At 70.5% G+C, this 12,754-nt stretch carries 6 protein-coding genes; 3 read left to right on the forward strand and 3 right to left on the reverse strand.

The window, feature by feature from the left end; all coding sequences use genetic code 11:
- Positions 1-73: 73 nt before the first annotated feature.
- The 3 genes from ACT9F5_RS08950 (at position 74) to ACT9F5_RS08960 (ending at position 8,694) form a co-directional block, all read left to right on the forward strand.
- Complete coding sequence (locus tag ACT9F5_RS08950; protein WP_445119598.1) at positions 74-5,716, forward strand: ESPR-type extended signal peptide-containing protein; 5,643 nt, start codon at positions 74-76, stop codon at positions 5,714-5,716.
- 86 nt (positions 5,717-5,802) lie between these two features.
- Positions 5,803-7,683 carry a S8 family serine peptidase gene (locus ACT9F5_RS08955; RefSeq protein ID WP_445119599.1) on the forward strand — a complete coding sequence of 627 codons (1,881 nt, stop codon included), beginning with the start codon at positions 5,803-5,805 and terminating at the stop codon, positions 7,681-7,683.
- Positions 7,684-7,806: 123 nt separating this feature from the next.
- Positions 7,807-8,694 (forward strand): HAD family acid phosphatase, encoded by an 888-nt coding sequence (locus ACT9F5_RS08960; protein ID WP_445119600.1) that lies wholly within the window; start codon positions 7,807-7,809, stop codon positions 8,692-8,694.
- On the opposite strand, the gene ACT9F5_RS08965 is transcribed toward ACT9F5_RS08960, so the two are convergent.
- The 3 genes from ACT9F5_RS08965 to ACT9F5_RS08975 are packed head-to-tail and all read right to left on the reverse strand — an operon-like array spanning position 8,684 to position 12,754.
- Positions 8,684-9,628, reverse strand: a complete 945-nt coding sequence (locus tag ACT9F5_RS08965; RefSeq protein ID WP_445119601.1) for a spore coat protein U domain-containing protein — start codon at positions 9,626-9,628, stop codon at positions 8,684-8,686. The genes ACT9F5_RS08960 and ACT9F5_RS08965 overlap by 11 nt on opposite strands.
- Entirely contained in the window at positions 9,625-12,087 is a 2,463-nt protein-coding gene (locus ACT9F5_RS08970; protein ID WP_445119602.1) for a fimbria/pilus outer membrane usher protein, read from the reverse strand. The genes ACT9F5_RS08965 and ACT9F5_RS08970 overlap by 4 nt, the downstream gene beginning before the upstream one ends.
- Positions 12,047-12,754 (reverse strand): fimbria/pilus periplasmic chaperone, encoded by a 708-nt coding sequence (locus tag ACT9F5_RS08975; RefSeq protein WP_445119603.1) that lies wholly within the window; start codon positions 12,752-12,754, stop codon positions 12,047-12,049. Before ACT9F5_RS08975 ends, ACT9F5_RS08970 begins: the two co-directional genes overlap by 41 nt.

The raw sequence follows: 12,754 nt of genomic DNA on the forward strand, positions 1-12,754 counted from the left end.
GGGAGTGCAATCGGGGGAGACGCTCCGCGACCAGCGGGGCGCTCTGAATGGAAGCTCAGAGGGAAAACCACATATGTCCGTCTCGAATCACCGCCGCGCAGCGCGCCCATCGGCCGCCCGCGCACTCCACTCCGCCGCACCCATCACCACCGCATCGCGCGCGCCGCTTTATCTGGCGCTGGCCGCTGCGCTGGCGATGACCTCGCTCTCGGCCACGGCCGCCGAAACCTGCATCACCACCGGCACACCCGCCCAGGCGATCGGCAACGAGGCGCTGGCCTGCGGCGAAGGCAGCATCGCCTTGGGCGACGCCGCGACCGCGATTGGTGCGGGCAGCACCGCCGTCGGCAACGCAAGCACCGCGTCGGGTACCAACAGCATCGCCGTCGGCGAAGGTGCCAGCGCGCTGGGCGCCAGCAGTCTCGCGTCCACCGACGCGGCCACCGCGGTCGGTTCGGGCAGCCTGGCCATTGGCGAGGCCGCGACCGCAGTCGGTACCGGCAGCGCGGCGTTCGGCACGAACAGCGTGGCGCTTGGCACCGGGTCGGTGGCATTCCGCGACAATGCGGTCTCGGTCGGCGACGTCGGCAGCGAGCGCCAGGTCACCAACGTTGCCGCCGGCACCGAAGGCACCGACGCGGTCAACCTCGACCAGCTCAACGCCGTGGCCGCGGTCGCCGAGAACACCGACAAGCACTTCAAGGCGAGTGGCGCCTCCGAGGCGTTAGTTGTGGGCGACGAGGCCGTCGCCGCAGGCAGCAATGCCTACGCCGAGGGCGACTACACCACCGCGGTCGGCTCCACCAGCGCGGCGCTCGGCATGGGTGCTTCCGCGTTCGGCAGCGGCGCGTTCGCGGTCGGCGAGTTCAGCTCGGCCAGCGGCTACAACGCGGTCGCCGAAGGCAGCAACAGCGTCGCCAATGGCAGCGCCAGCCAGGCGGTCGGCAATTCCAGCGTCGCCATCGGCGGCCAGCGCCAGCTGTTCGACGATGCCGGCAACCCGGTGCTCGACGCCGACGGCAACCCGGTCTACGCCAACACCGTGGCCATGGCCGATGACAGCACCGCCGTCGGCGCAGGGGCGCTGGCCAGCGAGATCGGCGCAACCGCGACCGGCGCCGGTGCCAGCGCGTTGGGCGCCTACAGCACCGCGACCGGTACCGAAGCGTTCGCCAGCGGCCAGCAGGCCACCGCCAACGGCTTCCGCAGCACCGCCTCGGGGAATGCATCCTCGGCGGTCGGCGGCTACAGCTTCGCCGCCGGTTTCGGCGACTCCGCGTTCGGCTACGGCGCCGAAGCGACCGGCGGTAGCGACACCGCGCTGGGCTTCGCGGCCGTGGCCAGCGGCGGCGACTCGACCGCGCTGGGTTCCAACGCGATCGCCAGCGGCACCAACAGCGTCGCCGTCGGCGGCGCCCTGTTCGGGGCCCTGCCGGCCGAGGCGTCCGGCGGGTATTCCACCGCGGTCGGCGGTGGCGCCTGGTCCCCGGGTGTCAACAGCACCGCACTGGGCAATGCATCGATGTCGATCGGCGCGAACAGCGTCGCACTCGGCGCCGACTCGCTGGCCGACCGCGACAACAGCGTTTCTGTCGGAGACGTCGGCAACGAGCGCCAGGTCACCAACGTCGCAGCCGGTACCGAGCTGACCGACGCGGTCAACCTGGAGCAGTTGCAGGAAGTGGAGAAGATGGCCGAGTACACCAGCCGCTTCTTCGACGCCACCGGCGCCGGCGAGGCGCTGGCGGCGGGCGAGGAAGCAACCGCCTCCGGTTCCAATGCGTATGCCGAGGGCGACTATTCGACCGCGGCCGGCTCCACCAGCGCAGCGATCGGCACCGGTTCCTCGGCGTTCGGCAGCGGCGCGTTCGCGATCGGCGAGTTCAGTTCCGCCAGCGGTTACAACGCCGTGGCCGTGGGTAATGACAGCGTCGCCAACGGCAGCAACGCAGAGGCCTCTGGCGACTCCAGCGTGGCTATCGGAGGCAAGGTCAACGCGTTCGACGCCGACGGCAACCCGATCGAGGTCAACACGGTTGCATCGGCCCTGGGCGCCACCGCGGTGGGCTCGGGCAGCCTCGCCAGCGGGCTGGGAAGCTCGGCGGTCGGCGTGCTGAGCGAGGCGAATGGCACGGCGGCCTCGGCCTTCGGTTACGGAAGCATCGCCAATGGCGAATTCGCATCCAGCTTCGGCCACGCTGCAGGCGCGAGCGGTGACTACAGCGTTGCCGTCGGTGGTCCGGCCGACCTGATTCCGGGCCTGGGCATCCTGGTCTATACCCAGGCCAGCGGCACCAGCTCGGCCGCCTTCGGCGCGGGTGCCATCGCCGCCGGCGAATTCTCCACCGCCAACGGCAGCCTGTCCGAAGCATCGGGGGACATGAGCACGGCGCTCGGTTACTTCGCGTATGCGCCGAGCATCAACACTTCGGCGCTGGGCGCCAATTCCTGGGCCAGCGGCGACAACAGTTCGGCCATCGGCTACTACAGCACGGCGCTTGGCGACGACAGCACCGCGATCGGTTACCTCAGTGAAGCCAACGCCAGCGGCAGCGTCGCGCTGGGTGCCGGTTCGATCGCCGACCGCGACAACAGCGTCTCGGTCGGCGACATCGGCAACGAGCGCCAGGTCACCAACGTCGCCGCCGGCACCGAGGGCACCGACGCGGTCAACCTCGACCAGCTTGAAGCGGTCGCCGCGGTCGCCGAGGGCACCGACAAGCACTTCAAGGCGAGCGGCGCCTCCGAGGCGTTCATCGACGGCGAGGATGCGGTCGCCGCGGGCAGCAACGCCTATGCGGGTGCCGACTACACCACCGCGGTCGGCTCCACCAGCGCGGCGCTCGGCATGGGCGCCTCGGCGTTCGGCAGCGGCGCGTTCGCGGTCGGCGAGTTCAGCTCGGCCAGCGGCTACAACGCCGTCGCCGAGGGCAACAACAGCGTCGCCAATGGCAGCGCCAGCCAGGCGGTCGGCAACTCCAGCATCGCCATCGGCGGCCAACGCCAGCTGTTCGACGATGCCGGCAACCCGGTGCTCGACGCCGACGGCAACCCGGTCTACGCCAACACCGTGGCCATGGCCGATGACAGCACCGCCGTCGGCGCAGGGGCACTGGCCGGCGAGATCGGCGCGACCGCGACCGGCGCCGGTGCCGGTGCACTGGGTGCCTACAGCACCGCGACCGGTACCGAAGCGTTCGCCAGCGGCCAGCAGGCGACCGCCACCGGTTTCCGCAGCGATGCCTCCGGCATCGGCTCGTCCGCCATGGGCGGCTACAGCGCCGCCAGCGGCTTCCTGTCGTCGGCGATCGGTTACGGCTCGACTGCGTCGAACGACTACGCAACCGCGCTCGGCGTCTCGGCCACCGCCAGCGGCATGAGCAGCACCGCCGTCGGCGAGACCAGCCTTGCCAGCGGCCTGGAGAGCACCGCCGTCGGCGGAACCGCGTTCGGTTTCATCTCCACCGAGGCCACCGGCGAGGGCGCATCCGCGTTCGGCAACGGTGCATGGGCGAGCGGGGACTACAGCACGGCCTCCGGCTGGATCAGCAGTGCCGACGGCATCAACTCGACCGCCGTGGGTGCCGCGTCCTGGGCCGAGGCGGACGACTCCACCGCACTGGGTTATGGCGCCTACAGTTCCGCGGCGAACAGCGTTGCCCTGGGTGCGGGCTCGGTGGCCGACCGTGACGGGACGGTCTCCGTTGGCCAGGTCGGCAACGAGCGCCAGGTCACCAACGTCGCTGCCGGCACCGAGGGCACCGACGCGGTCAACCTGGACCAGCTCAACGCCGTGGCCGACATGGCTGGCACCACCAGCAAGTACTTCCAGGCCAGCGGCAGCGTCGACAGCGACGCCGGCTCCTACGTCGAAGGTGACAACGCCACGGCGGCCGGCGAGGCGACCAACGCCATCGGCAACGGCGCCTCGGCGTTCGGCAGCGGTGCGTTCGCGATCGGCACCGAAGCGACGGCCAGCGGCTACAACGCGGTGGCGGCGGCCGACAACGCCAGTGCCTACGGCGCGCGCAGCGAGGCCAGCGGCGTGAACAGCGTGGCCATCGGTGCCAACAGCATCGCGTCGAACGAGTACGCCACTGCCAGCGGCGCCGAAAGCGAGGCCAGCGGCCTGTACGGCACCGCGACCGGTGCGGCGAGCATCGCCAATGGCGACGGCGCCGTGGCCACCGGTGCGTTGAGCGAGGCCGCCGGGGTGGAGTCCACTGCCAACGGCTTCTTCAGCTATGCCGGTGGCGAGGTATCCACCGCACTGGGCGCGGAGAGTGTCGCAGTCGGCACGGCATCGGCCGCGGTCGGATTCCAGGCCCAGGCCGTTGGCGAGTTCTCCACCGCGCTGGGTGGCCTGTCCAATGCCTCGGGCTACAACAGCACCGCGGTCGGCAGCGCCGCGGTGGCGCTCGGCGACGACGCCACCGCAGTCGGCTCCGACAGCGTCGCGCTGGGTGCCAACAGCGTCGCGCTCGGTGTCGGTTCGTTCGCCGACCGCGACAACAGCGTGTCGATCGGTGGTGTCGGCAGCGAACGCCAGCTCACCAATGTCGCCAACGGCACGCTGGCGTTCGACGCGGTCAACCTGTCGCAGCTGCAGTCGATCGCGGCCACGCTGGGCGGCGGCGCCGGGTTCAGCGGCGGGATGTTCACCGCGCCCAGCTACCTGATCCAGGGCACGGGCTACGGCGATGTCGGCAGCGCGTTCGCGGCGGTGGATGACCGCCTCAGTGCGCTGCAGGGCGAGATCGACGCCATCGAGCTGACCCCGGGACCGGCGGGCCCCGCCGGCCCGCAGGGTCCGGAAGGTCCAGCCGGCCCCACCGGTCCGCAGGGCGAGGACGGCATCGCGGGCGCAACCGGTCCGCAGGGGCCCGAAGGTCCGACCGGCCCGACTGGTCCCACCGGCCCGCAGGGTCCGGCGGGCGAAGGCATGGCCACCGGTGAGGGCGAGGGGCTGGCGGTCGGCCACGGCAGCGTCGCACTCGACGCCAACGACACCGCCATCGGCACCAACGCCACGGTCAACGCCGCCAACAGCACCGCGCTGGGCAACAACAGCAACGTCGATGCCGCCGCCAGCAACGCGGTCGCACTGGGTGCCGATTCCACCGTTACCGCCAGCGGCGGCACGGCGGTCGGCCAGGGCGCTTCGGTCACCGCCGAAGGCGCGGTTGCACTGGGCCAGGGCGCGGTCGCCGACGAGGCCAACACCGTCTCGGTCGGCACCGCCGACAACCAGCGGCGGGTGACCAACGTCGCCGCCGGCGTCAACGCGACGGACGCCGCCAACGTCGGCCAGTACCAGGCGGCGGACGCGGCAACGCTGGCATCGGCCAATACGTACACCGACACCACCGCAACGCAGACGCTGCATTCGGCCAACGCGTATACCGACAGCCGCTTCACCATGCTCAACGACGATTTCACCGCCCTGCGCGGCCAGGTCGAGACCCGCTTCAACGAGCAGGAGCACCGCATCGACCAGATGGGCGCGATGAGCGCGGCGATGGTCAACATGGCCACCAGTGCCGCCGGCATCGACACGGTCAACCGGGTCGGCATGGGCGTGGGCTTCCAGAACGGTGCGGCGGCGCTTTCGCTGGGTTACCAGCGGGCGCTGTCGGAGCGCGCGACGGTGACCTTCGGCGGCGCGTTCAGCGGCGACGACAGCTCGATCGGCGCGGGCGTCGGCTTCGGCTGGTGACCGGCGGCTCCCGCACGAGGGTTTTTCTGCAATACGTGACACGGCGAAACAACACGACGTTTCAATTCGAAAACAAGGACTCGAACATGACTCGCAAGAACACATCGATCCGCATGGGTGTGATGGCCACGATGGTTGCCACCGCACTGGCGGCCCCCGCCGCGATGGCCGCCAACGGTGTACCGCTGGAAGTCCGCCCCGTCTCCGAAGGCGCTCCGGTCGCCGACCAGGGCGCGCGACTGATCGTCCATTACCGCGACGGCCACGCGGCCACCGCGAGCAAGCTGAAGACCGTCAACGGCGCAGCCAACCGGGCGCACGCTTCGCGCCTGGTACGCAACGCCGCCGAGGCCCGCCAGGCGGCGCCGACCGCACGCTACATGCGCAAGCTCGCCGTGGGCGCGGACCTGGTGCGGCTCTCGCACGAGGTCGACAAGTCCGAGCTCAACGCACTCGTCCGCGAGCTGAAGGCCGACCCCGCGGTGAAGTCGGTCGAGATCGACCGGATGATGCGCCCGATCGGCACGCCCGCCGCGCGCGTCTCGCGACCCGGCCTGGTGGCCCCGCAGCTGGTGGTCGACGACCAGTACTACGCGACCTACCAGTGGCACCTGCAGGACACCGCCGGCGGAATCAACGCGCCGGAAGCCTGGGACGTCTCCACCGGTGAGGGCGTGGTCGTGGCCGTGCTCGATACCGGCATCGTCGCCCATCCGGACATGGACGCGAACATGCTCGCCGGCTACGACTTCATCAGCGACGCGGCCGTCTCGCGTCGCCCGACCGACGAGCGCGTGCCCGGCGCACATGACTACGGCGACTGGTACGACGCGGGCGAGTGCGACGAGCCGGTCGCCGCCGGCAGTTCGTTCCACGGTACCCACGTCGCCGGCACCATTGCCGAGCTGAGCAACAACGGCATCGGCATGGCCGGCGTCGCGCATGATGCCAAGGTCCTGCCGGTGCGCGTGCTCGGCAAGTGCGGCGGCTACACCTCCGACATCGCCGACGCGATCGTCTGGGCCGCCGGCGGCGACGTTCCCGGCGTGCCGGCCAATGCGTTCCCGGCGGAGATCATCAACATGAGCCTGGGCGGCAGCGGCAGCTGCGCGGCGATCAGCCAGACGGCGATCAACCAGGCCGTCGCGCTCGGCACCACGGTGGTCGTGGCCGCCGGCAACAGCGGCATGGAAGTCGCCAACTACTCGCCGGCCAGCTGCGACAACGTGGTTTCGGTCGCTGCCACGGGCATCGACGGTGCGCGTGCGTATTACTCCAACTACGGCGCCAAGGTCGACCTGGCCGGTCCCGGCGGCGGCACCGAGGACAGTGCCGAAGGCTTCGTCTGGCAGGCCAACAACAATTCCGACACCTCGCCGGAGCTGGGCAGCCCGAGCTATGTCGGCATGGCCGGCACCTCGATGGCGGCGCCGCACGTGGCCGGCGTGGTCGCCCTGGTCCAGAGCGCGGTGGTGGCTTCGGGCGCGGCGCCGAAGACCCCGGCCGAGATCGAAGCCATCCTGGTCGACAGTGCCCGGCCGTTCCCGGTCACGCCCGACGAGGTCATCGGCAGCGGCCTGCTGGATGCCCCGGCAGCGCTGGCGAAGGCGTTCGAAGTCCCGTGCGATCCGGAGACCGAGCAGTGCGCCCCGGACGCGATCGAACTGACCGATGCGGTGGCCATGCGCAACCTGTCCGGCGCGACCGGCAGCGAGACGCTCTACAGCATCGAGGTCCCGGCCGGTTCGCGCCTGTTGAACGTGATGACCTACGGCGGCGGTGGCAACGTCAGCCTGTATGTCAGCGCCGATGAGGCTCCGACCACCGCGGCGTACGACCACAAGTCCTCGCGCCCGGGCAACAACGAGACCATCCGCGCCAGCAACCCGGCCGCCACCACCTATTACATCCTGGTGGTCGGTGAGAGTGCCTACAGCCGCGTGACGATCCAGGCCCGCGTCGACTGATCCATCACGACGGGGCCAGCGCAACAGCGCCATCGCAACACCGCAGCATCAGGAAGCCCCGGCCCCGGCCGGGGCTTTTCTGTGTCCGCTAGACTTGCAACCCGCCTTCCGGATGACACCGCCATGCGCCAGCGCGTCTTGATACCGACCCTCCTCGCGAGCGCCCTGGCGTTGTCCGGCTGCCAACACACCGGCGCCCCACGCGCTCCATCGGCGGCGGACGTGCCGGCCGACGACAACCTCAACGCGGTGCTATGGATGCAGGCCTCGGCCGAGTACGACGCCGCCGCCACGCAGACCTGGCGCGCCGCGATCGCCGGCCTCGACGCCGCCCTCGCGCACCCCACGTGGGACGCATTGCTGCCGTCGGAGCGCGGCAACCCCGCGACCGGCCTGCCACCCGCGGTGATCGTCGACGTCGACGAGACCGTGCTCGACAACTCGCCCTACCAGGCCCGGCTGGTGCGCGACGGCGCCGAGTACGCCAGCCGGACCTGGGCCGGATGGGTAGCCGAGCGCGCGGCAACCGCGGTCCCGGGCGTCAACGAGTTCGCCCGGGCCGCCGATACCCGCGGCATCACCATCGTCTACATCACCAACCGTACCGAGGCGATGCAGGCCGACACCCTCGCCAACCTGCGCGCGGTCGGATTGCCGGTTGCGGGCAACGCGGTGTTCCTCGGCAAGGGCACGGTGGTGGACGGCTGCGAGTCGGCCGACAGTGGGGACAAGCGCTGTCGTCGCGAGCTGGCCGGCCGCAATTACCGGGTGCTGATGCAGTTCGGCGACCAACTGGGCGATTTCATGCAGGTCGAGCCCAATACCCCGGCCGCCCGCGAGGCGTTGATGGACGCGCACGGCGGCTGGTTCGGCCAACGCTGGTGGATGCTGCCGAACCCGAGCTATGGGGATTGGCAGCCGACGGTGTTTGACAATGACTGGTCACAGTCGGCCGCGCAGCGGCGCGAAGCGAAGCGCGAGGCGCTGCAGACCGGACGGGTCAGTAAATGATCGTCGCGGTGACCGTGTCCTTGTAGGTGCCGCTGGGAACCGCCTGCCCTCCGGGCACGCGACCATGGATCGTGAGTGTCTGTATTCCGCCGCTGCCGGTGCCCTGGCGCACCGGCTCGGGCGTGCCGTCGCCCCAGGGCTGGCTGCCGGCGTCGTCCTGGAACAAACCGTAGTCGACGAAGTTACCCCCGGCACTGCGCATCCGACGCTGCGCTCCTGACGCATGCAGGCCGTCGCCCAGGGCGATGGTATAGGGGAGCTGATCGCTGCAGTCTGCTCGCAGCTCGATGGATGACTTGATCGGACCGGTTATGGCGCCCGAGACGGATTGGAAGTCGAGCAGTGGATCTACTGTGATCTCGCAGCCGCCATTGATATACACGCTGACATCGAAGGGCTGACCTGTGAAGGCGCCTCGATTGGCGCCAGAGTGGCACTGCGCACCATCATTTTTCTTGATCTGGCCCTGGAACACATCGTCAGTCAGTCCGGAACTGTAGCGTCCGGGCGCGGGGCTGCCCGGCGCCGCCATGCGTGCGTACATCATGCGCGTCGCACTGCCGCTGCCGCTGCCATTGAGGGCCACCATGATTTCCTGTTGCGGGTTGGTGTCCCAGATTTGGGTACGGCCGGAGTCGGCGTAGATCTCGTAGTCGATCGGCGAAAAAATCCAGGTACCACCGGGGTACATCGCCCGCCCGCTGAAATACCCGGCGGGATCGATGCCAACACAGACCCGGAGAGTTTCTCCCGCGCTCCCGCCGCTGCAGCTGACCGTCATTGGTGCGGCAACGTCCACCGTCGCGTTGGCCGGCGACTGCAGGTTGCCGAAGTACAGGTCCGGCGCGCTGGCCGTGCAGGTCTGCGCCGCCGCCTCGCGCGAGCCGAACAGCAGCGCCGTCGCCACCAGAACCATGCAAGCCAGACGCTTCATTGCCCTTCTCCGCAGGCCAGCGGCCCCAGTCGTGCGGGGGCGCCGAGGCCCGCCGTCGTTGTTGTCGTCGGCAAACGGTAGCGGCAGGTGGTCGCGCCGGTATCCACCACGAGCACCGCGCCGGCGTCATGGTCCTCAAGCCACGCCTCGCCATCCAGCCCCACGATGAACGTCCCGCCGCCGCCCGGCAAGCGGCCCTCGGTGCCGGCTGCCACCGGCGCGCCGGCCGCGTCGAGCAGGGTCACCATCGCCGGGTTGATCCGCTCCACCTCGAACCTCACCAGCGTCGCGCCGTGGTCGGCCGGGGTGGCGAAGGTTTCCAGTGGCGGCAACCGGTAGCCCGCGCCGAGTCCGTCGGGGTCGATCGCGATGCGGTTGCGCTGCCAGCCGCGCAGGTCCGACAGCAGCAACAGGCCATCCTCGTCGGTGATGCCCAGCTCGCGGTTCTCGTACAGCACCGGCACCCCGGCCACGCCGTTGGTGCTGACCACGGCGAACGAGTCGTTGACCCGGCGACTGGTGAACATGCCGCCGCCCATCAGCACCACGCTGCCCGAGGCCTGCCCGAAGTAGCCGGTCCGCCCGTTGATGCGGTCGGCGCCCACGGTCGCCTCGCCCCCGCTGCCGCGCACGCTGGCCGAGGCTTGGCCGATGCCCTGCTCGTTGCGCCGGCCGGCCTGCAGGTTCCAGCCCCAGCCGCCTTCGTACGGCAGTGACTGGCGCAGCCCGGCGACCACGTCGTTGCGGCCGTCGGCGTGGTTGACCGACAGGCTGGCGTCGCGCTGGCGACCCAGCGACAGGTTGAGGCTCAGGCTGATGCCGAGGCCGCCCTGCTCGCTGTCGAACGCACTCAGGTACGAGTACAGCGACTGGCCCCATGAGCTCGACCAGGTCAGCGACTGGATGCGGTCGCCGCCGTCACCGAAGCGGTCGCTGCGCACCCACGAGTAGCCGATGCTGCCCCGCGGCACCGCCATCCACAACGAGGCCCGATCCTGTGCGCGCATGCGGTCGCGACCGTCGCTGCCGGCCGACTCGATCGCCAGTTCGCCGAGGTCGCGGTAGCCGCGCCCGTAGCGCTGGGCCTGCAGGTCCAGTCCAAACCGCCGGTTCATCCACTGGTAGCCGACGCTGCGCAGCGAGCCGGTCATCCCCAGTCCGTGGCTATGCGCCGCGGCCAGGTTGAACACGCCATAGCGCGCGCCCGGAGACCACACCGCGCCGATCCCGCCCAGTCGCAGGTCGCCGCCGAACTCGCCGTGCGCCTCGATGGTGAAGCTGTCGCTGAGGCCGCGACGGTAACTGGCATTGGCGACCAGCTCGTCGCCGTAGTCGTCCTCGTCGGTGGCGAAGCCGGTGCGCAGGTAGCCGGCCTCGATGCTGAAGTCGCTCAGGCCCGGCGCCAGCCGCTGGTAGTCCACGTACAACGGCACCGAGGTTTCGGTGACCCGGCCCAGGGCGTCGCGCACCACCAGCGTCGCCTCGCCGGAACCGGAGATCCGGGGGAAGGTGTCGAGCACGAACGGTCCGTCGTCGACCTCGCTGCTGAACTGGCTGACGTTGTCCACCAGCAACTCGACCGAGGACGGCACGGTGGCCTGGCCGGCGAAGGTCGGCATCGGGAAGGTGATCAGGTCCGGGCGGACGCTGAAATTGCGGCGCCATTGCACGCCGCCCAGCCGCACCGGCCGGGTCCACGACAACCCGCCGCTGACCAGGTCGCCGGCGGTCCAGGTGCTGAGGCTTTCCGAATCGCTGTAGCTCCAGCGCGTGTCCAGCCGGCGGAAGCCGCGTTCGCCATCGCCGAAATGCTGCACGCCGCTGCTTTCCAGCGCGCCCAGCGGGCCGAACCAGCGGGCCATGGCCGATACGCTCAGGGTGTCGGTGCCGTCGGTGTGGCGGGCGTAGCTGTCGTAGTTGAGCAGCAGTCCGGTGTCGCGCGTGGCCGTTACCGCCTGCGGGCGCTGGTAGCCCAGTTCCTGCAACGGGCGCAGGTTGGTCGGCACGTCCAGCACCAGGCGTTGCGATGCCTGCTGGTAGTCGTAGACCAGCCCGGGCAATGCCTCCAGTGGCAACAGGCCGTCGTCGCCGGCAAGCGCCGGATCGGCCAGCACGCCGATCTCCTTGAGCGCCTGCGGGGTGGCATGCAGGACGCCGTCGCGCAGACGGAACTCGACGAGCTGGCCCGTGGCGCGCTCGCCGAAGTAGACGTCCAGGTACAGACGCTGGTCGGCGGGCGCGGCGGTGTCGGAACCGGCCTGGAAGGAAACGCCGCCAAACGCGGGAAGGTCGAGGTCGTCGAGGGTATGGAAGCCGGGGTTCGCGCTTTCGCCAGCCGGACCCGCGCCGGCCGCAGTGGCCGCCACCGCATGCAGCGGCAAGGCCAGCAGTACCAGCGCGATGCCCCGGGCCAGGCGGTTACGGCTTGCGCGGTACGGGCACACTGGCGGCTTGGCCATTGACCTGCGTCTCCAGCTGGAGTGCGTCGCCCAGCCCCGCGAGGCCGTCCGTCTCCAGTTGCCAGGCGCGGCCGCTGCCCGGGAGCAGGTAGCCGAACAGCCCTTCGGTAAGGACGATGGCGCGACCGTTGTCGCCCAGTATCCGGGTGGCACCCAGCCTCGCAGGCTGGCCGCCGTCGTTGCGGCAGTCCAGCGCTGTGCCGGCCAGGTGGCAGCTCAACTCCGGCTCGACCGCGCCGGCGGCACGCACGAACAGCGGCACCAGGTAGCGCAGGCGCAACTCGATGGCGGTGTCGGTCGCGGCGTCCGGCGAGGGCAACTCGTCGACCACCAGCCGATAGGTCTCGTCGGCGCCCTGCGGGGTGTCGCCGAGGCGCACCACGCGGACCACCTGCTCGCCGCCGGCCGGGATCTTCACGATGGCCGGGCTGATCGCGATCGTGTCGGTGTCGGCCAGGCGGTCCTCTCCGCCGGCCTGCGACCACGCATACACCCGCACCTGCGCCGCCACCGGCGCATCGCCGGTGTTGGCCAGCACCAGCCGCCCGGCCTGGTTGCCTGGCTGCAGCTCCACCAGTGTCGGCCGCGCCTGCAACTGGCCACGCGCAGGGGCGTGGCCAGCCGGAAGCAGCGACAGGACGGCGGCGATGGCGATCGCGCGCAGCAT

This window comes from Lysobacter sp. F6437 (genome assembly GCF_052547215.1).